This is a genomic window from Methylacidiphilum infernorum V4, assembly GCF_000019665.1.
In the GTDB taxonomy this organism is placed as follows: domain Bacteria; phylum Verrucomicrobiota; class Verrucomicrobiia; order Methylacidiphilales; family Methylacidiphilaceae; genus Methylacidiphilum; species Methylacidiphilum infernorum.
The window spans coordinates 893788-918610 of record NC_010794.1; the positions used below are offsets into that span (position 1 = coordinate 893788).

22 protein-coding genes, 3 tRNA genes and 2 rRNA genes are annotated in these 24823 nt (G+C 44.2%); 9 read left to right on the top strand and 18 right to left on the bottom strand.

From position 1 onward, the window contains the following. Window positions 1-81: 81 nt before the first annotated feature. From MINF_RS04185 to rrf, 4 genes are all read left to right on the top strand, one after another. A tRNA-Ala gene (locus MINF_RS04185) sits at window positions 82-154 on the top strand. 33 nt (window positions 155-187) lie between these two features. Next, window positions 188-261, top strand: a tRNA-Ile gene (locus MINF_RS04190). Between the two features lie 150 nt (window positions 262-411). Further along, window positions 412-3260 (top strand): 23S ribosomal RNA (locus MINF_RS04195). Window positions 3261-3377: 117 nt separating this feature from the next. Continuing rightward, a 5S ribosomal RNA gene (gene rrf, locus MINF_RS04200) occupies window positions 3378-3493 on the top strand. Window positions 3494-3535: 42 nt separating this feature from the next. On the opposite strand, the gene MINF_RS04205 is transcribed toward rrf, so the two are convergent. Both MINF_RS04205 and MINF_RS04210 read right to left on the bottom strand, forming a co-directional pair. Then, the gene (locus MINF_RS04205; protein WP_079200416.1) at window positions 3536-4099 is read right to left on the bottom strand and encodes a hypothetical protein; all 564 of its coding nucleotides are present in this window, start codon (window positions 4097-4099) and stop codon (window positions 3536-3538) included. 6 nt (window positions 4100-4105) lie between these two features. Beyond that, the gene (locus tag MINF_RS04210) at window positions 4106-4672 is read right to left on the bottom strand and encodes a hypothetical protein (RefSeq protein WP_187146972.1); all 567 of its coding nucleotides are present in this window, start codon (window positions 4670-4672) and stop codon (window positions 4106-4108) included. 176 nt (window positions 4673-4848) lie between these two features. On the opposite strand from MINF_RS04210, the gene MINF_RS04215 reads away from it, so the two are divergent. The 4 genes from MINF_RS04215 to MINF_RS04225 all read left to right on the top strand — a co-directional run bounded on the left by MINF_RS04215 (window position 4849) and on the right by MINF_RS04225 (window position 7908). Next, window positions 4849-6297 carry an NADP-dependent isocitrate dehydrogenase gene (locus tag MINF_RS04215; protein ID WP_012463276.1) on the top strand — a complete coding sequence of 483 codons (1449 nt, stop codon included), beginning with the start codon at window positions 4849-4851 and terminating at the stop codon, window positions 6295-6297. Window positions 6298-6316: 19 nt separating this feature from the next. Then, a tRNA-Gln gene (locus MINF_RS04220) sits at window positions 6317-6390 on the top strand. Window positions 6391-6721: 331 nt separating this feature from the next. Continuing rightward, window positions 6722-6871: a zinc ribbon domain-containing protein gene (locus tag MINF_RS11945; RefSeq protein WP_187146973.1), complete on the top strand. Its 150-nt coding sequence runs from the start codon at window positions 6722-6724 to the stop codon at window positions 6869-6871. 188 nt (window positions 6872-7059) lie between these two features. Continuing rightward, window positions 7060-7908 (top strand): sugar phosphate isomerase/epimerase family protein, encoded by an 849-nt coding sequence (locus MINF_RS04225; protein ID WP_012463277.1) that lies wholly within the window; start codon window positions 7060-7062, stop codon window positions 7906-7908. A gap of 114 nt (window positions 7909-8022) precedes the next feature. On the opposite strand, the gene MINF_RS04230 is transcribed toward MINF_RS04225, so the two are convergent. The 5 genes from MINF_RS04230 to MINF_RS04250 form a co-directional block, all read right to left on the bottom strand. Next, window positions 8023-8460, bottom strand: coding sequence for a hypothetical protein (locus MINF_RS04230; protein ID WP_012463278.1), 438 nt, complete (start codon window positions 8458-8460; stop codon window positions 8023-8025). Window positions 8461-8570: 110 nt separating this feature from the next. After that, on the bottom strand, window positions 8571-10241 hold the full coding sequence (locus MINF_RS04235; protein ID WP_238523550.1) for a 4-alpha-glucanotransferase: 1671 nt from the start codon (window positions 10239-10241) through the stop codon (window positions 8571-8573). Window positions 10242-10396: 155 nt separating this feature from the next. Next, a complete protein-coding gene (locus MINF_RS04240; protein ID WP_012463280.1) occupies window positions 10397-11575 on the bottom strand; it encodes a class I SAM-dependent methyltransferase in 1179 nt (392 codons plus the stop codon). Window positions 11576-11621: 46 nt separating this feature from the next. Continuing rightward, window positions 11622-11915 carry a MerR family transcriptional regulator gene (locus tag MINF_RS04245; RefSeq protein ID WP_012463281.1) on the bottom strand — a complete coding sequence of 98 codons (294 nt, stop codon included), beginning with the start codon at window positions 11913-11915 and terminating at the stop codon, window positions 11622-11624. A 7-nt stretch (window positions 11916-11922) separates the two neighbouring features. Next, window positions 11923-12861 (bottom strand): DnaJ C-terminal domain-containing protein, encoded by a 939-nt coding sequence (locus MINF_RS04250; RefSeq protein ID WP_012463282.1) that lies wholly within the window; start codon window positions 12859-12861, stop codon window positions 11923-11925. Window positions 12862-12904: 43 nt separating this feature from the next. Here MINF_RS04250 and MINF_RS04255 point away from each other — a divergent pair, with 43 nt between their 5' ends. After that, window positions 12905-13837 (top strand): DNA glycosylase, encoded by a 933-nt coding sequence (locus MINF_RS04255; protein ID WP_148205131.1) that lies wholly within the window; start codon window positions 12905-12907, stop codon window positions 13835-13837. Window positions 13838-13902: 65 nt separating this feature from the next. On the opposite strand, the gene MINF_RS04260 is transcribed toward MINF_RS04255, so the two are convergent. The 11 genes from MINF_RS04260 to MINF_RS04310 form a co-directional block, all read right to left on the bottom strand. Further along, window positions 13903-15297, bottom strand: a complete 1395-nt coding sequence (locus MINF_RS04260) for an aspartate aminotransferase family protein (RefSeq protein WP_012463284.1) — start codon at window positions 15295-15297, stop codon at window positions 13903-13905. Window positions 15298-15384: 87 nt separating this feature from the next. Then, the gene (locus MINF_RS04265; protein WP_012463285.1) at window positions 15385-16044 is read right to left on the bottom strand and encodes an MBL fold metallo-hydrolase; all 660 of its coding nucleotides are present in this window, start codon (window positions 16042-16044) and stop codon (window positions 15385-15387) included. A 7-nt stretch (window positions 16045-16051) separates the two neighbouring features. Then, window positions 16052-17644 (bottom strand): glycoside hydrolase family 1 protein, encoded by a 1593-nt coding sequence (locus MINF_RS04270; protein WP_148205132.1) that lies wholly within the window; start codon window positions 17642-17644, stop codon window positions 16052-16054. A gap of 75 nt (window positions 17645-17719) precedes the next feature. After that, entirely contained in the window at window positions 17720-18895 is a 1176-nt protein-coding gene (locus MINF_RS04275) for an MGDG synthase family glycosyltransferase (protein ID WP_012463288.1), read from the bottom strand. A 33-nt stretch (window positions 18896-18928) separates the two neighbouring features. Then, window positions 18929-19447, bottom strand: a complete 519-nt coding sequence (locus MINF_RS04280; RefSeq protein ID WP_238523551.1) for an LptA/OstA family protein — start codon at window positions 19445-19447, stop codon at window positions 18929-18931. Between the two features lies 1 nt (window position 19448). Beyond that, the gene (locus MINF_RS04285) at window positions 19449-19988 is read right to left on the bottom strand and encodes a hypothetical protein (protein WP_012463290.1); all 540 of its coding nucleotides are present in this window, start codon (window positions 19986-19988) and stop codon (window positions 19449-19451) included. Further along, window positions 19972-20757, bottom strand: coding sequence for a 3-deoxy-8-phosphooctulonate synthase (gene kdsA, locus MINF_RS04290; protein WP_012463291.1), 786 nt, complete (start codon window positions 20755-20757; stop codon window positions 19972-19974). The genes MINF_RS04285 and kdsA overlap by 17 nt, the downstream gene beginning before the upstream one ends. Window positions 20758-20778: 21 nt before the next feature. Continuing rightward, on the bottom strand, window positions 20779-22389 hold the full coding sequence (locus MINF_RS04295) for a CTP synthase (RefSeq protein WP_012463292.1): 1611 nt from the start codon (window positions 22387-22389) through the stop codon (window positions 20779-20781). Next, window positions 22386-23117: a 3-deoxy-manno-octulosonate cytidylyltransferase gene (gene kdsB, locus MINF_RS04300; protein WP_048810146.1), complete on the bottom strand. Its 732-nt coding sequence runs from the start codon at window positions 23115-23117 to the stop codon at window positions 22386-22388. The genes MINF_RS04295 and kdsB overlap by 4 nt, the downstream gene beginning before the upstream one ends. A 57-nt stretch (window positions 23118-23174) precedes the next feature. Next, window positions 23175-23714 (bottom strand): D-glycero-alpha-D-manno-heptose-1,7-bisphosphate 7-phosphatase, encoded by a 540-nt coding sequence (locus MINF_RS04305; protein WP_012463295.1) that lies wholly within the window; start codon window positions 23712-23714, stop codon window positions 23175-23177. Window positions 23715-23717: 3 nt separating this feature from the next. Beyond that, window positions 23718-24725: a bifunctional heptose 7-phosphate kinase/heptose 1-phosphate adenyltransferase gene (locus MINF_RS04310; protein WP_012463296.1), complete on the bottom strand. Its 1008-nt coding sequence runs from the start codon at window positions 24723-24725 to the stop codon at window positions 23718-23720. Window positions 24726-24823 lie beyond the last annotated feature (98 nt).

Genomic DNA, 24823 nt, shown 5'->3' on the forward strand with positions numbered 1-24823 from the left:
AAAATCTCTATCAGGCAAAAGAGAATGGAAAGACTACACAGGGCTTGATTTAAGCTGAACACGATAATCCTCCTGATTGTCGGGGGCATAGCTCAGTTGGTAGAGCGGCAGCTTTGCAAGCTGTAGGTCAGGGGTTCGAATCCCCTTGCCTCCAGGTCATTATGGATTGTAGTGTAGGGAGTTGATTGGGCCTGTAGCTCAGTTGGTCAGAGCATGCGCTTGATAAGCGCAGGGTCACTGGTTCGAGCCCAGTCAGGCCCAGGTAGTCCGTATAAATGATTTCCTTTTTCCCTGGTTGAGACAGTTTTGCCCTCCGTTAAAGGAATGAACGGGAATTGATTTTGAGGGTTGCTTGTTCTTTGAAAACTGCAGGTGATTGAGAGTAAAATATTTTAGAGTACTTAAAGAGGGTTACAAGTAAGAAAGGGCACAGGGTGGATGCCTTGGCGCTAGGAGGCGATGAAGGACGTGGCTACCTGCGATAAGCCTCGGGGAGTGGGAAGCACGCTTTGATCCGGGGATTTCCGAATGGGGTAACCTGGTACGAGTAATGTCGTACCCTACCGGGTTGAATTCATAGACCTGGTTAGGCGAAACCCGCTGAAGTGAAACATCTCAGTAAGCGGAGGAAAAGAAAGCGAATGCGATTCCGTTAGTAGTGGCGAGCGAAAGCGGAACAGCCCAAACCAGGCAGCTTGCTGCCTGGGGTTGTAGGACCTCCAAATAGATAGTTGCAGAGCTAGGAGAAGCGGATGGAAAGTCGCCCCAAAGAAGGTGAGAGGCCTGTATCTTAAAGCTTATGCAACGTCTGGGGGTATCCTGAGTAACGCGATGCACGGGAAACTTCGCGTGAATCTACGCGGACCACCGCGTAAGGCTAAATACTACCTAGCGACCGATAGTGAACCAGTACCGTGAGGGAAAGGTGAAAAGAACCCCGATGAGGGGAGTGAAATAGAACCTGAAACCGTGTGCCTACAAGGTGTCAGAGCCCGAAAGGGTGATGGCGTGCCTTTTGCTTAATGAGTCTGCGAGTTATTGTCTGTGGCAAGTCTAAGTCCCTTTGGGACGGAGGCGAAGCGAAAGCGAGTCTGAATAGGGCGTCACAGCTGCAGGCAATAGACCCGAAGGGGAGGTGATCTACCCATGGCCAGGATGAAGTCATCTTAACCGATGATGGAGGTCCGAACGGGTGACGGTTGAAAACGTCTCCGATGAGCTGTGGGTAGGAGCGAAAGACTAATCAAACCCCCTGATAGCTGGTTCTCCTCGAAATAGATTTAGGTCTAGCCTCATGTGCTGACTTGTGGGGGTAAAGCACTGAATGGACTAGGGCCCTTACCGGGGTACCGAATCCAATCAAACTCTGAATACCACAGGGTGGAACATGGGAGTAAGACGGTGGGGGATAAGCTTCATCGTCGAGAGGGAAACAACCCAGATCGCCAGCTAAGGTGCCAAAATGCAACTAAGTGGAAAGGATGTGAAATTTCTTAGACAGTGAGGATGTTGGCTTAGAGGCAGCCACCATTTAAACAGTGCGTAATAGCTGACTCACCGAGAAATTTCGCGCCGAAAATGATTGGCGATAAAGTTGCATACCGAAGCTGCGGGTGTCTTAATGACACGGTAGAGGAGCGTTCCAAAAACTGTGAAGCGTGAGGGTAACCGAGCGTGGAGTTTTTGGAAGTGAGAATGCAGACATGAGTAACGATAAGGCCGGTGAAAATCCGGCCCGCCGTAAACCCAAGGTTTCCTGGGGAAGGTTCGTCCTCCCAGGGTTAGTCGGGGACTAAGTTGAGGCCGAAGGGCGTAAACGATGTCAAGCTGGTTAATATTCCAGCACCACCGACATTTAACCGGAAGGGACGCATTCCAGGAGAAAGGCGAGGTGCTGAAAGTCCTTGTCCCGCAAGGGGACCTGAAGGAGAAATCCCGAGGGGATCTTTCAAATGGGATGCCAAGAAAAGCTTCCGGGTAGACTAAGGTGCCCGTACCGGAAACCGACACAGGTGGGTGGGTAGAATATACTCAGGCGCGTGAGTGAAATCTCTTTAAGGAACTCGGCAAATTAGCCCCGTAACTTCGGGAGAAGGGGTGCCTTCCGCAAGGGAGGTCGCAGTGAAAAGCGCCAACCGACTGTTTAACAAAAACACAGCTCTCTGCAAAGTCGTGAAGACGACGTATAGGGAGTGACACGTGACCAATGCTGGAAGATTAAGGGGAGAAGTTAGCCCTAAAGGCGAAGCTTTGAACCCAAGTCCCAGCGAATGTCGGCCGTAACTATGACGGTCCTAAGGTAGCGAAATTCCTTGTCGGGTAAGTTCCGACCTGCACGAATCGTGTAACGAGTTGGCGACTGTCTCGAAGAGATGCTCAGTGAAATTATAGTGGCGGTGAAGATGCCGCCTACCCACAGTAGGACGGAAAGACCCCGTGCACCTTTACTGTACGCTGTTACTGGACTTCTGTTATAGTTGCTTAGCGTAAGTGGGAGACTGTGAGGCTTCCTTTTCGGAGGAAGCGGAGTCGCCAATGAAACACCACTCTTCTGTAGCGGGAGTTCTAACCAAAGTCTCTGAACCGAGATTTGGGACAATGGCAGCTGGTCAGTTTGACTGGGGCGGTCTCCTCCTAAAGGGTAACGGAGGAGTTCTTAAGGTTCCCTCAGCACGGTTGGCAATCGTGCGTCGAGCGCATGGGTAGAAGGGAGCTTAACTGTGAGACCGACGGGTCGAACAGGTACGAAAGTAGGACCAAGTGATCCGGTGGTTGAATGTGGAATCGCCATCGCTCATCGGACAAAAGGTACGCCGGGGATAACAGGCTGATCGAGCCCAAGAGTCCATATCGACGGCTCGGTTTGGCACCTCGATGTCGGCTCATCGCATCCTGGGGCTGGAGAAGGTCCCAAGGGTCCGTCTGTTCGCCGGTTAAAGCGGTACGCGAGCTGGGTTCAGAACGTCGTGAGACAGTTCGGTCCTTATCCACTGTGGGCGTTGGAGATTTGAGGGGTTCACTCCCTAGTACGAGAGGACCGGGAGTGACGGACCGCTGGTGTGCCGGTTGTGCCGTCAGGCGCAGCGCCGGGTAGCTATGTCCGGAAAGGATAAGCGCTGAAAGCATCTAAGCGCCAAGCCATTCCCAAGATGAAATCTCCCCACCAGGGCCGTGGTAGACTACCACGTTGATAGGCCGCGCGTGTAAGTGCAGTAATGCATGTAGCGGAGCGGTACTAATAGCCCGATCGGCTTGTAATTCTCTTAGTGCTTGGATCTTTTATTCTCAATTTGCCTGCAGTTTTCAAAGAACGATTTTGAGAATTTGTGGTCACTAGACCTGTTGTTTTTTTTCAAAGAAGATATAAAAGCAACAGGTCTGGTGACCATAGAGACATGGAACCACCCGTTCCCATCCCGAACACGGAAGTGAAACGTGTCTTCGCCGATGGTAGTGTACCGATAGGGTACGTGAGAGTAGGGCGTTGCCAGAATCATACCCCCCCTGTTTGCCCAAGGGCCAATAGGGGGGGATTTTAATTATTGTTTGTCGTTTTTTTCTTTTCCTCTGTTTTTGAGATTTTGTCCTCGGGAAGGTATTTGGCTACCCACCACCTGGATTTTCCTCCTCCAGAGGATGCCAGGGCTGCTGCAGCCACTGCACCCATAGCTATGGGTCCTGCAGCAGCAGAGCTATATTGAGCGGCAATCCACATCACGTTTCCTGCCGCTCCTCCAATAGCACCTGTAACTCCGCCGGGGGTTAGCCCAAAAGTTTGGTACTCCAAAAGGGCATCTCCACCCATTTTTTTTGCTATCTTTGCGGCATTTTTTTCTATGCTTCCTTTTCGAAGGCCGCTGCGGCTATCATGAATCACGCCGATAATTTTATAAGGGCGATCAGGATTTCCATCAGTCCACACCTCAATACCATTGACCTTGTGAATTGCTCCTCCTTTACCCACCGTTTTAGCCCCATCTTCAAAGGGAATATAAGTGGTTTTAGAGCATCCCAAGAAAGCAAAAAGACCCAGTAAAAAAAGTGGCCAAAGAAAAAGGACTTGGAGGATGAGAAAGTCTATCTTATGCTTGTTACTCATAAAAAACTACGGCTTTTTTAACGGTTCTTCTTTGGGTATTCTCACTGTTGAGGACTTTTTTTCTTCGGGTAAATATTTTATAACCCACCAGCGGGATTGCCCGCTTTGGGCTCCTGCAAGTCCAGCAGAAGCTGGTCCGGTAAAGGCCAACCATGAACTCATGGTTGGCCCAAAAGTCGAAGGCATCTGATCGGCATTAGAGGCAAAGCCGCTTGCCGAAGCGGCCAAGTTGTTCACAGCGACGGCATAAGCTTGGTATTCAATCACACCATCGGCTCCATGCTGTTTGGCTTTTTTGACCACGCTTTTAAGAACACCCGAAGAAAAAAGACCACTGCGGTTGTCATGAATAACTCCAATGACCGTGTATTTTTTTTTGGGTAATCCATCGCTCCATACATCTATCCCATCGATAACGCGTTTTGCTGCCCCTTTGCCGGTCTGGGTATTTTTCCCCTGGTAAGGATAAAAATGGGTATGTGTGCAGGAACAGAAAAATAAAAGGAAAGAAAAAAAGAGGAGATGTCCTTGTAAAATTATTTTAGCCAAGCCATTCCATTTCTTTCTTGTCATTTTTAGAACAATATTTCATATATTGTAGTTTCCATTAAAAAAAGAAATAATCTAATTAATTAGTCTTTCTTAAAAAAGGGAAGACAAGGTATAAAAGGAAAATATTTTTTTTTTTCATTTCGTGAAGAAAAAAGGAACCCATGGATTATCCATGTAAATAATATAAGGAGTTTCTCATGAAAAAAGTTCCAATAACGGTTGCTTATGGTGATGGTATTGGTCCGGAAATTATGGATGCGACCTTAAAAGTCATCCTGGAAGCTGGAGCAGAACTCGAAATCGAAAAGATCGAAATTGGTTTTAAGGTTTATTCAATGGGAAACCCTTCTGGGATAGAGCCTTCTTCATGGGAAAGTTTAAAGCGGACGAAAGTTTTTTTAAAAGCTCCTATAACAACTCCCCAGGGCGGAGGATTCAAAAGCCTGAACGTAACTGTCCGCAAAGCCTTGGGGCTTTATGCCAATATAAGACCCTGTATATCCTATGCTCCGTTTATCCATACAAAACATCCAGGGATTGATCTTGTCATTATTCGAGAAAATGAAGAAGATCTTTATGGAGGAATAGAACACAGGCAGGGGGTAGATTCTTTCCAAGCCTTAAAAATAATGACCAGGCAGGGGACGGAAAGAATTATCCGTTACGCCTTTGAATATGCACGCTGTTATGGAAGGAAAAAGGTGAGTTCCTTTACCAAGGATAACATACTCAAAATTACCGATGGGATGTTTCACAAGGTATTTGAGGAAGTCGCCAAAGAATACCCTCAAATTGAAAAGGAACATTGGATCATTGATATCGGTTCGGCTAAACTTGCAGACAACCCCCAATCTTTTGATGTCCTTGTTCTTGCCAATCTTTACGGAGACATTCTTTCTGATGTTGCCGTGCAGATTGCCGGTTCAGTTGGTCTCGGGGCTTCCGCCAATATTGGACATGAGTATTCCATGTTTGAAGCCATCCATGGTTCGGCCCCTCGGCGGGCGGGTCAGAATGTGGCTAACCCTTCTGGACTCCTATTAGCTGCCGTGCAAATGCTTATCCACATAGGACAAAATGCCGTTGCAGATAGAGTCTACAATGCATGGTTAAAAACTATTGAAGAAGGGATCCATACTTATGACATTTTCCGTGAAGGAGTAAGCAAAGTAAAAGTGGGAACCAGGGAATTCGCCCGGCATGTGATTAAAAACTTGGGAAAAATGCCAGAAATTTTAAAACCCTTTTGTTCATCCCGCTTTCAAGATAAACCCAGAACCGATTTCCACATTGTCCTTCCTCAAGAACAGAAAGAATTGGTTGGGGTAGATGTATTTATTGATTTTCAGGATTCTCCCCAAGAATTAGCTCGCCGGCTCCAAGGCTGCGAACATCGTTTCAAGCTTGAGATGATCGCAAACCGGGGCATGGCTGTTTGGCCTTTTTCTCATGGAGAGTCTCTCCTTGCAGGACCGTTTCAATGCCGTTTTGTTTGCACGGAAAGAGAAAAGGATATAAAAGTTAACCATGGCGATATCGTTCGGCTTTTGGATGTTATTCAACAAAGAGGATTAGAGTTCACAAAAACAGAATTATTGTATAGTTTTAATGGGGTGGAGGGATATTCTAAAGGACAGGGAGAATAAAAAGAAAAGAGGAGCGTATTGCCCGGTGGTGTAATGGTAGCACAGAGGTCTTTGGAGCCTTTAGTCATGGTTCGAATCCATGCCGGGCAGCCAGTAACACCCTTTTTGGAATACAGGGTTTGAACAGTTGATTAATTAGTCGATCTTTTTTGATCTTTCTTTTATATTTTAATACGTATCGGCCGCCCTAAACGGCCCTGCGGCGGGTTCCGCAGGAAGGCAGGCCTGTGGAGAGGAAGGATATGGCTTGGGTCACACAAGGCCTGGCGGCATCCGCCTCAAGGAAGCAGGAAGTCAGCTTTGTTCCTGTTTGAGCAGCAGTGAGCAAGTCTGACGGAATGGGTGATTGACTTGGAAGAGAAAAAGGAGCTAAATTCTGGCATTGAACATCATCCGCATTAAAGCATGATGGTGATTGTGGAAAGTGCGATGTGCACAGGCAAGGCGGCGAACGCTCAAGGACAGGGAATGGAAGTGCCTGCAATGCGGGTCGCACCACGGCCGTGACCTGAACTCTGCGCGTAACCAAAAGCGGCTGGCGACCGCAACCGCCCTACCCGTGGCGCGTCCGTAGCAAGCAACTGTAGCGTTGCCTTCGGAATCGCTCCGGGTATAGCCGGGAAACTGACACCTGTCAGATGCGAATGGGGTCGGTAAAACCCGTCGGGACAAGAAGAAAATTGTGCGTATATGAACGCACGTTTTTGATAGGAGCATTTTTCCCCTGGCCTTTAAGCAGGCCAGTGTAAATGAAGATAAAAAGTGAACCTTGGATTATCGACCAGCCTTTTTTGTGATGTTCCCCTTACCGAGTCTCTACCCCTCATTGCTAGAGGAGGATTCAAAGCCGTTGAGATCTGGGCTTCTCCTGATTCATCCTGTCGCTATACCCATTTTGATTTCCAAAATACAAACGAAGTAAAACAGATTAAACGGCAACTTTCTTCCCTGGGATTGAAAGCTGTAAGTTTGCATAGTCCCTTTTATCCCTCTTTCGATCTTTCTCATCCCGACCGACTGATCCAGGAAGCATCCCTAAACATCACTTTATCGGCGGCAGCCGCTCTTAAAGAATTAGAAGGAAATATCCTGGTGGTTCATCCTTCAGGCATTGAATGCGATCGAGTTCTTGACCTGGAAGAAAGAAAGGAAAGATTGAACCGGATTGAGAAAAGTATCAGTCTTATTTATCAGCACACGGCTAAACTAGGATTGGTCTTAGCCTTAGAAACACTTTTACCTTCCTTTCTTGGCTCGGATTTAGTCTTCCTTTATCAGCTTGTTTCCCAATATCCACCCAGCGTGGGAATATGTTTTGATACAGGTCATGTTTATTTACGATACAAGGATAATTTCATCAATCGGTATAGACAGATCGCAAGGAAAGTGGTAGCCCTTCATGTCCAGGACACCCTTGGAGAACATGATGATCACCTGCCTCCGGCAAAGGGTGTCATTTGCTGGAAAGATTTTGTAAAAGCCTTGAAAGAATCGAATTTTCAATCAACATTCCTATTAGAAATAAGCAGCCAATGGATAAAGGGTAACGATCCTTACATTTTCCTAAGGAACCTCTACGATCACTGCTTGGAGATTCTTAGTTCGACATAAACTTTGAGAAAAACAGTACCGGAGAAAAGATTTATCCCTTTATTCACAAGGGTCTATTCCGCAGCCGCTTTTAATGTTGGTTTTCTCGGTTTAGACAAAAAAAGAAATCAGCAGTTAACTGGATCGGCTAACGGCCGAAAGCTGGGTGTCTATGGCTTTAACAAGGATAGGACTGAGGTGCCATTCTTTCCCATGGGTATGAATAATGGTCCCATCATAAGCTTGTTGGAAAACCCGGCCGTTTTTAAATTTTACCTGTATGGTTACATGGACTTCAGCTTCTTCTTGAGAAGTCCAAGGATTGATTGAAGGCATATCGACGTAATTAACGACGACTTGATGACCGGTAATATTGAGTTTTTTAGTATTTTCGGGATTAAAAAGATCCTGTTCAAAAGCTGTGCGTGCATTCTTTTTCCCTGGACCTGTAACCGAGCCGTATTGCCACAGATAGACGGCTTGATCACATCCTCCAAGAACCATTATCAAGGGAAGCAATAGCACCCCTGCAACGAACAAAAAATATCGCTGGTGTGTAAATAGTGGTCTCATGCTAAAAAGTAATCTTAAGAGTGTTTATTCATGAAATATAACCAAAAAAAAAGCAAAAAGTTAAAGCTAGGTTTCTCTCTATTCGTCAATAAGAAATCATTTCCTCGATTCTAGGCATTTAAGCACGACGATCTTTGAGCTTGTTTAATAAATTGCCCTATTTTTTTTAGTTTTGAACCAAATTCGGGTTCTTTAAGATAATCCATTAGGGGCTTGTCTAACCGATCTCTCCAATTATCTTTTGGGTTTGATCCCGGATGGTTAAATTGAAGTTCTATACCCAAAAGATCATTTATAGAAAAAACCACAAGCCAACAGGGGCTGTTGAGAAGCACTTCAACAAATCTAAGATGCACCCGTTCATCAAAATAATCAGGGAGTTCAGAAGGGGGAAAGCCGATAAAAAGGGCGATGCGGCCCAGTTCGCGCATCTCTTCGCCATGGGGGTTTTGAGCTGCCTTTTGAACAAGGAAGTTATATCGACTGGCTAAAGAAGGATGATCGTGTGTGCCGTAAGTAGCAACGGTAAGGAAAGGATAATCCTTGACCGGCCGGTAAGAAAGATCGGGTTTTCTTTCAAACATGGGAATAGTAAAACCGGGAATGCCCATTGCTTGGAGAACGGGTCTTACGTAGCCGGGAACAAGGCCAAGATCCTCGGCAACAACAACTTCATTTTTTGCCGTTTCGAGGATGACTTTTAAGATCTTTTCTCCTTGAATTTTGTTAACGAGAGCCGATTCTTCTGGCTCATCCGGCCCGGGAAAGAATCGGGGTGTAAGGCCTCCTGTTTTGGCTTTCACTTCTTCCATATCCAGGTGGAGAAATTCATTATTTTGTTCAGGAAGCCATGGGAAGGCATAGATTCTGAAAAAGCCTAAAACATGGTCTATGCGAAAGGCATGGAAAATTTTTGTAGTCCATATAATTCTTCGTCTCCACCATCTGAAGGATTCCGCTTCATGATTTTCCCAGCGATACAAGGGAAATCCCCAATTTTGTCCCCATCTTTTTACAAATTCATCACCCTGGAAAAAAGTTTCCGGAGGTGCTCCACAGCTCCATTGGCAATCAAAAAGTTCTTGGTTGGCCCAAACATCGGAACTATACCTGTTAATACCAAAGGGAATATCCCCCATGAGTTTGACCATCTTCGCTTCCGCGTATCTTCTTACGTTTTTCCACTGTTTGTAAGCTATCCATTGAATAAAAGCATAAAAGCGCCGCTTTTCCAGAATGCGGTTTTTATCCTTTTGCCTTTTAAACCAACTCAGAGCATTATTGTAATTTTGAATTTCTTCCGGCCAATCGTTCCACCGCGTATTGCCGTCATTGGCTTCTACAAGAAACCTGAAAAGAGTGTATTTCGAAAGCCAATCTTTGTTATTTTTACAAAAAAGAGCAAAATCCTTTCTTTGAGAGGGAGAAGAAGAAAGTGTGAACCGAGAATAGGCTTTTTCTAAAAGTTTTTTCTTAATGGATTTAACGAGCCGGTAATCGATCAACCTCTCTTTGAATGCAAGTTTTTCGGATTCCGTAAGCTTGAGATCTTCTTCTAAAAGCCCAGGAATAGCGTCGGGCTCGAGGGTGAGAAGCATAGGATCGTAAGCGATGGAACTCATGGCATTGTAGGGACTGTTGTCTTCGCTTGTCTCGTTTATGGGCAGTACTTGGAGATAGTTGATATGGAGGGAGTGGCAAAAATCGATCGTAGAGAGGACGGCTTTGGTATCGCCAATGCCCAAATCGTTTTTTCTTCTTAAAGCAAAGACAGGAGCCAAAATGCCGGTCTCTTTTTCGTTTTTTATTATCCGATGCATAACAAGGGTTGAGCTCAATAGAGGGATGGAAAATAAAAATTAAGGTTTAGTCAAATTTGCTTGATATCTTACTCTTCTTGGCGGCCGTAAACAAAAGAATTTGCAAGGGTAGTATTTCATGGTTTTTTTAATCGGCAAAATTTTAGCCCGGACAATCTTAAGCCAGGGGGAAGATTTTTAGAGAGCAGTAAAAATTTGAAATTTTTTCCCATGAAGAGGGGGTGTGAAAGCATAAAAAATTTTCTTATCCAGCTTTCTCTACGAGGATCTTTTAGGAGAAAAAGAGGATCCATGGAGTGCATTTGGTCTAACCATCCCATGAAAAAATGATGCTGATCCAGCCATCCGATAGCTTCCATTCCACTCTCTTCGGCTGCTTTCACAACAAGGCTGAAGTTCAGATGGGCGGTAATGTCACTGATTCCAGGAAAGAGTAGGGGATCTGAAAAAACTTTATGGTCCTTGTAACAACGAAGAGTGCCTTTCGAACGCCAGGGAGCAAAATATTCTCCTTCGGACAAGCCATAGTCTATGATGAAGAACAAGGAGGAGTCTAGTTTTGTACCGGCTTGAAAAATCCATTTCCATGCCTCGGTATGGATTTCAGTGGTATATCCGTCAATTTCAGGCAGAGCTATTTTATGAACAAGATCTTCAAGCAGGCTTCCCTTGGTAATAGGCAAATCCACAAAGCAGAGTTTGTTTTCTTTGTTGCTATACAGGTATTGCTCCATCCATTGGCCATGACGAAAGGTGATGCGCTTAAAAGGGAGGCTGTCTAGGAATTCATTGGCTATCAGGATAACCGGAGAGGATAAAGTCGGTAGGTCTTCCCATCCCAAAAACCAATGAAAACGGTGGGTTTTTCCCATGCGTTTTTGAATTTCTTTTCTTTGTTCTTCTTGATTTTCGGCAAAAGGCTCAAGAAAGAGATAGGATAAGTTTTTCGATAAACCGGGTTCGTTTTTATCCAGCCAATCAACAATATCACAGGCAAGCTCCCCGCCTCCCGCTCCTGCCTCCAGAATCCATAGCGAACCGTTCATTTCCAGTTGCTTCCAGACTTCGCAGCATTGCCTAGCAAGACACTCGCCAAAAAGAGAACCTACAGAAACACTCGTGAAAAAATCCCCATTTTTGCCTATTTTTTTTTGTGTGCCCCTTGAATAATACCCAAATTGGGGATGGCCTTGATGCATCGACATGTAGGCATCAAAAGGAATAGGTCCTTTTTGATCGATAAGGTAAAACAGTTCCTTTAAAAGTGGAGATTCTACCCTATTTGCATTGATCATCGTTATTAGAAAAGAAGGGTTTTCCCCGAGCTCCGAATTTTTTCTATTACAGGGCTTTTAATATTCTATAAAATCTCCGGATGGCTTGAAAGCCCATCTTGTATTCCAATCTTAACCTTTCAAACTGTTTGAGAAGGAACACGGTATCATCATTGAAAAGGAGATCATTATGGGAATATTCACAAGGCCTTATCAATCCCATCCGTAGGTATATAGCGATAATTTCTGTGTCTATCCCCGTTTCTCTTGATAAGGTTTCAAGAGAATAAACCCTTATTTTTCCTTCTCCTGCCACAAGGATAGAAAGGGCTTGATTATTTTCTTTTTCTTGGACTTTCATTTTCTCTTTATTTCCGTTTCCTTTGGCTTAATTGTTCCCAAAGTTTTTTTTCTTCAGAGCTTACAGCTTGAGGCACGTTTATAGAAACGACAGCATAGAGATCTCCCCTTGTTTTTCCGTCCCTGTAAGGCAGACCTAGGCCTTTAAGTCTCAATTTGGTTCCCGATTTACACCCAGGGGGTATTTTCAAGTTGACATGACCCTCTAAGGTTGGAATCTGGGCTGTTGACCCTAGCGCTGCGTCCCAAGGAGGAATTTCTAAGTCATAATAAAGATCTTTTCCTTCGACTCTGAAAAAGGGATGCTTGGCATATTTGACTTTTAAAAATAAATCTCCAGCCTTTCCATAAGCTGAAGGCTCTCCTAACCCAGCAAGCCGGATTCTTTGTCCTTCTTCTATCCCGATGGGAATCGTTATTTGATAAGTATCTTTGCGATTTCCCCCGTTCGTTGGTCGAGATACGGTGATTTGACGCACTGACCCGTGAAGGACTTCGTCGAGATTGACCAAAATTTCAGCAGTCAGATCCCTTCCCCTCTGTTTTTTTACAGCATCCTGGCCGTTTTTATGGAAAAGATTGGAGAAGAGCCCACCGTGCTCTGCAAAAAACATCTCAAAGAAATCGCTAAAGCCTGTTCCTCCAAATTGGGTGGCATAACCTTCCTGTTGTTCCCAACCTTGAGAAGGTGTCCAGAATGGAGGAACGAATTCTTCTTGTGTACTATCCCAAGAAGAAAACATCTGGTCATATTTTTGTCTTTTTTCAGGATCGCTAAGGACTTCGTAAGCTTCGTTTATATCTTTAAATTTCTCTTCAGCGGCTTTTTTATCTTTAGCCACGTCGGGATGGTAGATGCGGGCAAGGCGCCTAAAAGCTGCACGGATTTCTTCTTGGGTTGCATTCTTATCCACTCCCAATATTTCGTAATAATTTCTGAACTTCATAAATATAAATAAGTTGAAGAGAGCTTTAAGTGTATTTAAAAATATGCCGGAGTATTCCCTTGAGCAAGTAGTTCATGATTGGTCTCTAATTGGAGAGTATGGGAAAGATCTCGTTGATGTAGATGCTACACTGGGATCTGGCCAAGCCTTTTCTTGGCAAAGAATAGCCAAAGGCTCGTGGATAGGACAAGTGGGGGCGGATCCTTATGCCCTGATTCCCGGTGAAAAAAACCTTAATGTTTACAGTCCACGGGGATCTTTTTGTGCTTTTCAAGAGTATTTCCAAACGGAATTCGATCTTGAAAAAGTATTCCAAAGTTTTCCCCCAGGAGATTTAGTTTTGGAACGGGCTCGGTGTTCTTGTCCTCGATTAAGGATATTAAAGCAAGACCCCTGGGAAACCCTGGTCTGTTTTCTCTCTTCTTCTGCAAAGCCCATAGTTCAGATCCGTAAAATCTGTGGGCGGCTACGGGCTTTTTATGGAAAAGAAATCTATCCTCGATTTTTTTCTTTTCCTTCGGCTGAAGACATTATAGTCAAGGGTCCGGAGGGATTAAAACAAGCAAGGCTTGGTTTCCGGGCAAATTTTATCTGGAAAGTATCGACAATCCTTTCAAAGTTAAAACCCAATTTATTGCTTGAACTTAAAGATGCTCCTACAGGAGATATTAGGCAGATCCTTATGGAATTGCCTGGGGTGGGAAGAAAAATCGCCGATTGCGTCCTGCTTTTCGGATATGGTAGATTAGAGGTCTTCCCTATAGACAGGTGGATGGAAAGAGTGTTACGGACTTTCTATTCTCCCTTGTTAAAAAGAGCGCAACCCTCTCATAAAGAACTTCTTGAATTTTCCTCAACCTATTTTGGTCCCTTTGCCGGCTATGCCCAGCAATATCTTTTTTATTGGGCCAGAACGGCCTTCTGGAAAAAAGGGGGACTTTGGGAATACCATGAAAGGGATGGGGCTAAAATATGAGTTTTGGTCCTTGAGCCTCAAGCTTTACAAAGGAACCGGCAGAAGAAAATGAAGCTTTGACTCCATTAATTTTCTGCTTGGGATTTCATGGCTTTCATGAAATTGGTTCCCAGTGTCCATAAAGGACCCGGGAATTTTTTCAATTCAGCTAGAACCTCGTCTAAAGAAGAGATAAAATAGTTGATTTCCTCATCTCCAATGATCAGGGGAGGTAAGCATTTGACTATATCTTGGTTGTTTGCCGCCACCTGGCTCAGTATCCTATGCTTGGCCATGAGGGCGGAAACGATCAACTGGGGGAAAAGCCCTTTATCCATGGCATGGATGGTCTTCCAAGCCATTTTCCCTGTTATGGATTTTGGTTCTCCAAATTCAATGCCGATCATCAGTCCCTTGACCCGGACTTCTTTTATCCATTCGTATTTTTTTTGTAGGCCGATTAAAGCGGTTTCAATTTTTTCACCGCAGTTTTTGGCATTTTCAACGAGCTTGTTTTCTTCAAGGATAGATAAGGTTGCTAGGCCACAGGCACAGGCGAGGTTGTTTCGACCAAAAGTCGATGAGTGCACGATGCACCGGTCGAGCCGATTGAAGACCTTTTGATAGATTTCTCTTCGGGTGATAATGGCTCCGCAAGGGACGTAGCCCCCGCTCAGCGCTTTAGCCAATGTCACTATATCGGGCTCAATATGCCAATGTTCGAATCCAAACCATTTGCCCGTTCTGCCAAGCCCTGTTTGAACTTCATCACAGATAAGCAAAGTGCCGAATTTTCTGCATAATTTTTGAGCTTCTATAAAATAATCATCTTGAGGAAAATGAACTCCCTTTCCTTGTACGGGCTCGAAAAGGAAAGCGGCTACATCCCCTTTTTTTAGCTCATGTTCTAGGCCGTTTAAATCGCCCATGGCAACATGCTCGCAACCGGGAAGAAAGGGACCAAAACCCTCGTGAAAATAGGGATTTGCAGAAACGGACAGCGAACCCATGCTTAATCCATGAAAAGAATTATCCAAGGAAAGAATGCGGGGGCGCCTTGTGGCTGCCCTTGCAAATTTTATGGCTCCTTCAACGGCCTCGGTTCCACTATTGCAGATGAAGACGGCGTTAAGATGGGGCTGGCCGCAGTTCAAAAATCTTTTTACAAGGGCCTCCGCAAGGAGTCCGCTTAAAAGAGCTGAATCCATCTGCACCATATTGGGCAGATCCATATCGAGCACATCTTCGATGACTTTTTTAACCGACTGGTTATTTCTTCCAACGGCAAAGACCCCAAACCCTCCAAGAAAGTCCAGGTACTTGTTTCCTTCTTTGTCATAAAGGTAAGCTCCTTTTGCCCTTGTATAGACTTTATCAAAACCTATGATTTTTTGAACCTGCACAAGGGTTCTATTCACATATTGGTGGTGGAGAGAATAATTTTCTCCCATTCGTGATTCTATAAGTTTCTTTATATCCATTATCTTTATTCCCCTATCATCGAATTATTATTTTTTATTATCTTAATTAGAAATTAAAAAATAGAGAGATTTTTTATATCCTGTTTCTTAAACGAAAAAAGAAGATTTCCCTTCTTTTTGACTATTGAAGTAAGGATTGGTTTCTTTTTCTTTTAAAATCGTGGTTGAGGGACCGTGTCCGGGATACACCAGGGTTTGATCGGGAAGGGAAAACAGGTAGTTTTTGATGCCTTCGACAAGAGAGGCGGTGCTGCCCCCGGGCAAATCTGTTCTACCAATAGAACCTGAGAATAGGATATCTCCACAGAATACGGCATGCAAACGGGAGACGTAAAAAGCAACACTGCCGGGACTATGTCCGGGGATATGGAAGAGGATAAATTCTATTCCGCTGCATCCCCAATGGATGCTGCTTCCCGCAAGGACCGGCAGGGGGATAATTTCTTTTGGAGCGGGAATGACGATCTTCAAACCCATGTAAGCAACCCCTCCTGAATTATACAACAGGTTATAATCAGCGGGGTGAATGTAGACCGGACATTGAAAAGTTTTTTCTATGAGGTGGGCTTCCCATATGTGATCAAAATGCCCATGGGTAAGTAACAGGGCATCAACTTCGATTTTTCTTTGAACAAGAAAAGAGGTGATTCCTTGAGGAGCATCGATACAAACATAAGATTTTTTTCCGGCTATAAGATAAGCGTTAGTCTGGAGATCTCCTCCAGTATAGATTATGGGTTCTCTCATAATGATTTTATCGGTGTGCCATGCTTATTTTGGCGTTGTTTATTTCTTCAGCATAGGTTTTTGCAGGATTTTCACCAAAAACATCCACTTCGTTTCGATGAAGTCCATTTTTAAAATCTACAGAATAAAGTCCGAATCTTGGAGAGAAAGATCCCCATTCATAATTGTCAACCAGGGACCAATAAAGATAGCCAAAAAGGGGGGATCCTTCAGCCCGAAGTTTTTGTACTGTTCGAACATGAGCTCGAATATAATGACTCCTTAAAACGGAGTCTCTTCTTTTCTCCATTGTTCCCATGGGGGTATAGCGATAAGCTAGGCCATTCTCTGAAATCAAAAGAGCCAATCGATAATGAGCGAGTTGACGGGTAATGAAAACCAACCCTTCAGGCAACATCTTCCAATCCCACCATTTGCTTGTAAAAGCTTCCAAGAGCCATTCATGAAAGGCTTTGTTGCGTTTTGGCAGTTCGTCATTCCACCTGGGCCACCTCAGGGCGTGTTCGACAAAGGGATCATAGTAATCGAAAGCGATGAAGTCAAAAGGTCTTTGTTTTGAATGATAAATGACCTCGAGCAATTCTTTCCAAGAGCTTTCAAAAGAGCAAGCATAGGCAAGAAAATGCTGGGCTTTTTTAAGGATAATTCCCAGGATTTTGCGAACGGTCGATATGGATGAAAACCGACATTGATTAAAGGCCGTGTCTAACTGCCTTGCTCTATCCCAAAGATAAGAAAAAAGTTTTTGTTTTTTGATTCCGAAATGGGAAGCATGAAGAAGATCTAACCAAGCCAGATCCAACCAGTAAAGGTTACTCGCATAGTTGTTGAAACTGACATAGGGTTTTAATCCATAGGATTTATAGAGGGAATGAATGAGGAAGTAAGCTTTTGTGTGCGCTTCAAGGAGGTGGATAAGGCAAAGGGTTGCGGCATGGATTCCTCGGTTTGATCCGGAAGGAAAATAACCGTAAAGATAGTGGCAGGTTGCGAGCATGTTGGGTTCGTTAACCGTCAAAAAGATTTGAGGAGGCTCGCATTGGAAATCTTTGGGTAAATGTTCAAGAAGAAATTTTAAACTGTAACCTACATATTGGATGTAATGATCTATAGTAGCGCGATGAAGCCAGGCATCGAGCCCTAGCCATGCAGGATGGGTAAAATGGTGGAGAGTGATGATCGGTTCCATGCCCAGAGCCCTACAAGAAGCAATAATCTTGCAGTATCTCATCAGCGCTTTCGTGTCGAAAGGGGGAGGACTGGGCAAGGGCTTCTCTGGATGTGGCAACGTGTAGGTTGGCTGTATTCGACTCCAACACAAACCAAGGCGGAATGCATTAAGACCAAGATTACTTGCTCTTTTTAGGTCTTCTTCTGCAAGATTCCAAAAATTGCAGCTTTTCCCCGATGGTTCGACCAACTGTTCTTTTTCAGCCCAAGCCCAGTTATTAAGAGGTTCTCCCTCCCCATTCAGCCCTCCTTCATGTTGATACGGAGATGTGGCCACTCCCCATAAAAACTCATCGTGAGGGAGTTTCAAAATAGCTTGGTTTTCTTTATCTATAAGGTTAGGTTTCGAGTTTTTGAATCCCTTGCGCATTATAACCTCCGCTTATGGAAAATGCATGTTAGAGCCGTAAAAAGGGACAAAAAGGGTTGTAGATGGAAAAAAAGATCATGTCCTTTCCTTCTGCTCAGGGTTTAAGCATACAGGCATGGGAGGATTGAGTTCATCATCCAACAGGATTTGAACGATTTTGTAAGCGGCATCGGGTTTGCTGTGCTTAAAAGCATTTTTGCGCATTTGTTGTAAAATTTGAGGATGGGTAAGTAGATAATTTACCTTGTAAGCTAAAGTTGTAAATTCATTACATTTTATGGCCACTCCTTTTTCCAGCAGAAAATCACTATTAAATTCTTCTTGGCCGGGAATAGGGGCGATAATGATCATGGGCAGCCCCATGGCCATGGCTTCCGAAGCGGTAAGTCCTCCGGGTTTGCCTATCAAGATATCTGCAGCATCCATGAGTTTGTGTATTTCGGTGCTGAAGCCGTAAACTCGAATAGCATGGTTGGAGAGTTTTGGAATTTGTTTGCGGATTTTTTCTTCCATTTGGACATTTTTCCCACAAACCACAACAATTTGAAGGGAGATTTTTAACGATTCAAGAGATTCAAGAATAATTTCTGCGGGACTCACCCCAAGAGCGCCCGCTGAAACTAATATAACCGGAACGTCGGGATCAAAACCCATGTTTTTTTTCATTTCCTTTTTGTTTTTCGACGGCTTGAAGAGGGGATCTATAGGTATGCCGCTGAATACAATTCTTTCTGCCGGAATGCCTAGATTGACAAGATGGATTCGGCTTTCTTCATTGGCAACAAAATACCTATGAAATACTCGGCAGAGCCACATAGCATGGCAATGGAAATCGGTTACAACAATGGATAACCGGCAATCTATTTTCTTTTGAGAAATTAAATAAGAAATAATCTCAGCGGGAAGAAAGTGAGTACAAACGGTGACCTGGGGACGGTAGGCGGAAATAAAGTCTATAAGGGGTTGAGTATTGAGCCGGTCGAGCATAAGTCTCATTTTGTCCGTTTTCCAGGGCTCGTCCGTCGTCCGATACCACCAGCCGAGAAAAGATGGAGCGGTATCTACAAGCTGGATATAAAGCTTAGAGTAAAAATCTCTGAATATCTTGTTTGTAAATTTCAGGGCATCGACGCATTCAACCTGTCCTACTCGACTATCTTCCAGAAAGACTTTCTCCAACGCTTCAGCCGCACGAATATGTCCGGTGCCAGCACTGGTCGAAAGAATCAATACCCTTATTTTCTCCGGCATTTTTACTTTCCCTCGAAAAAATTGACATTGCTCTTATTTTTTCTGTTGTTGGTCTTGGGGAGCTTGACTGGTTCTCAATAGAATAACACGGCTATGGCCGTCGACGAACATTTGGTTTGAGTTGCGAAAAATAGTAATCACATTTCCGGTTACGTGATCTTTGTTTTCTTCGATAACCTCGGGATTTCCCGTTAATATCAATTTATCTTCAGCAACAATATATTCCATTTGGGCAGCTTTCGCCGTTCTTTTTTCTTGGACAAGCAGAGCTTCTCCTTTGGCAATGAGCCTCTTTATTTCTGAACCACTTTCATCAAAAAAAACGGTCATTTCGTTAGATCTCATTTTAAAATTGTTGGCAATGGTTATGACGTTTCCACTAAAGAATCCTTGGTGGATATTTTGATCCAGTTTGAAGGTATTAGAAGTGACCACGGTAGCATCTGGATTCGTGAGAAGTTCGGGGGGATTTTCTTCCGGAAATTGACCGAATAAATTGAATCCGAAAAGAAGGTAATAGGAAATTAAAAATTTTCTTATGACCCTTTTCATTTTAATGTTGGGTTTCAATGTTGTTGCGCAGGAGAGGAAGTTCCCCTGTGCGGAGAGAAGGAGTAGAGGGATGAGGGCTTTGCCGCCTCTCTTTATGGGGGGATGATTTCCCCAAGGGAAGGCTGTAAAGGACCATGCGCACGTTTTCTCGAAAAATTCCTTTCCTGTTGTCTATTTCCCAGTCCATGATCTTCGAGGTAAGCTTTAAGTCTTTTCTTTCGATTTCCGCTCCATTTTTGGTAGAAAGCCTGTTGTCTAGTTTCCAGAGATCGCACCGAGGAGAGAGAATGGTGGTAGTCGGTTGGTCGTTGTCAAAGAGCTCGATTTTCATCTTTCTGATTTCAATTCTATTTACACTGACTGCAACCGCTTCTTCACCCTGTATGGTTGCCTGTAACTTTCCATTGGCATTTCTTTGAGGTAAAACGAAATTTTTCACTACCGCTCCTAACGGCAAGGAAGGAGAGTCGGCATAAACGCTAAAAGTGAAGAGTAAAGGGAAAATAAAGCAGTACAATAAAAGGCTAGGAAGTAGCTTCATGTATTTTTAAAAGGCATTCCAGCATGGGATCGACTTTATCCAAGGGGATCATTGTTGAAGAATCTGAAAGGGCGTTTTCAGGGCAAGGATGAGTTTCAAAAAAAAGCCCGTCTATTCCTACCGCAACGGCGGCTCGGGCCAAGGGAAAGGCAAGAGAACTGTCTCCTCCCGTCACTCTTCCCAGTGCTGAGGGTCTCTGAACCGAATGGGTAGCGTCAAAGATTACCTTATGTTGTCGAGACCGCATGAGGTAAATCGCCCTCATATCGACAATCAGGTCGTGATATCCAAAACAACTTCCCCGCTCGGTAAAAAAATAATGATGGCATCCAACCCGCTTGAGCTTTTCAGCGATCAAGTCCACGTCTTCAGGGGCCAAAAATTGTCCTTTTTTGACATTTACAGCCTTGCCGCTTTCTCCGCAAGCAAGAATAAGGTCTGTCTGTCGGCATAAAAAAGCAGGGATTTGAACAAGGTCAACGACTTGCGCTACGGGTTTTACCTGGTCTGCCGAGTGCACATCAGTGGTTAAAGCACACCCTGTTTTTTCTTTTATCTTGGTCAATATTCTCAAGCCTTCTTTCAGTCCTGGACCGCGAAAAGAATCGATTGAACTGCGGTTTGCCTTATCGAAAGAGGATTTGAAATAAAAAGGGATCTGGTGCTTGCTCGTAATTTTTTTAAGTTCTAAAGCAATATCAATGACCAGCTCTAGCGATTCGATTACACAGGGACCGGCGATGAGAAAAAAGGGCTTTTTAATGTTCATAAAAATTTTTCCATGCGGCCGTCAACGTTTTTGGTAACGGTGCTCCAGGGAAGCTTTAAGGAAAGCGACGAATAAAGGATGGGGGAAATTAGGCCTTGACTGGAATTCGGGATGAAACTGGCAACCTAAAAACCAGGGGTGATTTTCTAGTTCAACGAGTTCTACCAGTTCTCCTTGTTCGGTAGTTCCAGAAACTTTCAAGCCAAATTTTTCAAGAATGGGTTTATAGGAATTATTGACCTCATAGCGGTGCCGGTGGCGTTCTTTTGAACTCTCTCTCCCATAAGCCTCGTAAGCCTTGGTATGTGGAATAAGTTTACATAACAAGCTGCCCAACCGCATTGAGCCACCAAGTTGAGAAAGATTCTTTTGTTCTTCTAGCAAGCAAATAACTGGATGGACAGTTTTGGGCTCAAATTCCGTACTATGAGCATCGCTCAGCCCAACAACATTCCTGCTAAACTCAATGATTGCGGTTTGCATTCCTAAACACAATCCAAGATAGGGGATCTTATTGACTCTTGCATATTTGGCCGTTTCTATTTTGCCTTCAATACCCCGGCTCCCAAAACCCCCCGGCACCAGTATGCCATCTACACCTTGGAGAAGGGACTCCGCCCCTTTGGCTTCGATCTCTTCAGCATCTACTTTTTTGACTTCCACTCCACACGAGAGAAAGGCTCCAGCATGAGTTAATGCCTCATAGATGCTTTTATAAGCATCTTGGTGCCCAATGTATTTTCCAACCACAGCGATGCTCAGCCGATGGGAGGGATGGATGATTTTTTCGACAAAACTTTTCCAGTCGGAAAGATCAGCTTCTGGAAGCTCTAATTTAAGATGTCTACATACCAGCTCATCAAGTTTTTCTTTTTGCAACATGAGTGGAACCTCATAGATGGTATGTTGAACATCCAGCTCTTCAATCACCCCTTCTATAGGAACGTTGCAATAGAGAGAAAGCTTGGCTCTAACTTCATTGGTAAGGGGATGATCTGAACGACAAACAAGGACATGCGGCTGTATGCCTATTTCTCTGAGTTTGGCCACACTTTGTTGTGTAGGCTTGGTCTTTAATTCACCCGCCGACTTGATAAAGGGAACGTAGGTTACATGGACAAAGAGTGCTCTTTCAGGGCCTACTTCTAAAGCCATTTGTCTTATTGCTTCAAGAAAAGGAAGCCCTTCTATGTCTCCTGTTGTGCCCCCAATTTCCGTGATGAGAACGTCACAGCCACTGCTTTGTGCGACGCGCATAATCCGACTTTTTATCTCGTTTGTCACATGAGGAATGACCTGGACTGTCTTACCTAAGTATTTCCCTTGCCGTTCCTGTTGAATGACCGCCTCGTATATCTGGCCTGTGGTGGTGTTATTAATTTTTGAAAGCTTTACACGGGTAAACCTTTCGTAATGTCCAAGATCGAGATCGGTTTCAGCCCCATCTTCTAGTACGTAGACCTCTCCATGCTGGTAAGGATTCATCGTCCCAGGGTCAACGTTAAGATAGGGATCGAGCTTTTGTAATGAAATTTTAAGACCCCTTCTTTCCAAGAGCGTGCCCAAAGCGGCTGCGGTGATCCCTTTACCCAAGGAACTAATAACACCGCCTGTAACGAATATGTACCTCATGATGGTTCTTTCATTAGTTTTAATTTTTGCTCGGCTTTTGACAAGTCCCCCGGGCAATCAATAGCAAGCGTTTGATAGGGAGTGGAAATGACTTTTATGGGAATTCGGTTTTCTAAAGCTCTAAGTTGTTCCAACGATTCCACTTGTTCTAAAATTCCACAGGGTAAGGATACAAATTTTTGTAAAGCCCAGGAGCAAAAAGCGTATATCCCTACATGTGCCTGAATAGAATAATTCAAGTTTTTATTTTTTAGAAAGGGTATATGAGACCTGCTAAAATAAAGAGCAAAACCGTCTAAATCGCAAACGACTTTTACGACGTTGGGATCGTTTTCTTCAGAACGATCCTGTATTTTTCGGGATAATGTCGCAATGGGAGCGCTATCCATGGCATCGAGGAGTCTATCAATTTCTTTTCCCGGTAAAAAGGGTTCATCCCCTTGAAAATTGACGAAGGTGTCAGCCTGATAAAGGGTGGCGACCTCGGCAACGCGATCTGTACCAGAAGGATGACTGGGCTTGGTCATGACCACCTCTGCCCCAAATTTTTTTACCGCATCGGCAATTCTCTTGTCATCCGTCGCTATAACTACTTTGCTTGCTTTTTCACATTCCATGGCTCTTTCCCAAGCCCACTGGATTAAGGGCTTACCACCAAGCATGGCCAATGGCTTTCCCGGAAACCGGCTTGATCCCCACCGTGCCGGGATGACTATGATGCTCGTCATGGATAATTAATATCAAATTGATCGGGTTCGTCTATGCTAAAAAAAGCCTTCAAGAGCTTATCGGTTTAAGGGGGCAAGGATCGTTTCTATCGCTTCGAACAAGGAACCGGCTATGAAAGTAGCCAGTCTTCTTGAAATGAAAGCATCAAGGTCTTTCCTTCCCCAATCGATGAAAATAGTTTTACATCCCCCGTTTCTTCCACACAACACATCGGCCAGCCTGTCCCCGATAAAAAAAGATTTTTTAAGGTCGAGGTTATATTCTTGTGCGGCAGTCCATAGCATTGTCGGTTGAGGTTTCCTATCCCAATTGATTTCTTGGGAAGGCCCTTCAAAAGAGAGATAGATTTTTTCAAAAAAAGTTCTTCCCAGCTTTTCAAGCAGAATTCTATTGACTTTTGCAACATCTGTAGGGGTCAAGAGCCCTCGAGCTACCCCAGATTGGTTGGAAACAATGAAAAGAAGAAAGCCCGCCTTTTTTAGCCTGGACATGTATTCTTTTGTTCCCGGGGGGACTTCAATGAGTTCTTCATTTTTTAAATAGGGAATATTTTTGATGAGCGTGTCATCTCGGTCAAAGAAAACTGCCCTATACATAGATTAAGAAAACCATGGATCGCAATAGGATAAAAGGCTTCTTTTAAGTTCTAAAGGGCTACATGTTGCCGTTCCTAGCTTACCGACAACAATGCCTGCACCGTGATTGGCAATCAGTGCTGCCTCATATCCGGAGAAACCGCAAGATAGGGCTAAAGAAAAGAGGCTTATGGCTGTGTCTCCAGCACCGGAAACGTCGAAAACTTCCCTACAGACCGAAGAGATCTTTTTGGTTTTCCCATCTCTTTCGAGCAGAAGCATGCCTTCTTCTCCCAAGGTGACAAGAATATAAGTGCAATCCCATTTATCTCGCAACACCATGGCTGCTTCGGTAACCTTTTGCAGATCCTCTTCATGAATATCAGGAAAACCGGCCAGTGCTATGGCTTCTTTTTTATTGGGTTTAACCAGGGTGACTCCTTTCCAATCGAGCCGATTGTTTGAATGAGGATCGACAGCTACAATTTTACCTTGAGCACGCTTAAGAATAAAGTCGATTAAGGCTTGATCGAGCAATCCCTTGGCATAATCTTCAATGATTATTAGGTCCTTGGAAGCAATTTCTTTTTCAAGATAAAAAAGAACCTCTTTTTTTATGCCCTCAGGGATAGGTTCTTTGGTTTCTCTATCCACCCTGACAACCTGTTGTTGCCTGCCAAAGATCCGAGTTTTTTGGGTTGTTGGCCTGTTGGGCACGGTAAGAATGCCTTGGGTGTTGCATCCAAACTTTTCAAGAATTTCCGACAATTTTCTTCCCGCTTCATCTTTGCCGATAACCCCTAAAATGGATACCTCTTTTGTAAACTCAAGCAAATTCCTAGCCACATTAGCTGCTCCACCGGGAAAATAGGAATATTTTTGCACTTCGACAACGGGAACGGGAGCTTCAGGGGAAAGCCTGGTGACTTTTCCCCAGAGGAACTCGTCCAGCATAAGATCGCCTATCACCAATACTTTGAGGTTTTTAAATCGCTCTAAAAAGTGATCTATGTATTCAGAGGAAAAGATCATAACAAGGGAGATCGTAGAAAAGGATATGTTTTGGAAAGCCAAAAGTCATTTTTTATCGTATATTCCTTGGCTGTTCATTGCTGGAACTTATAAATTTT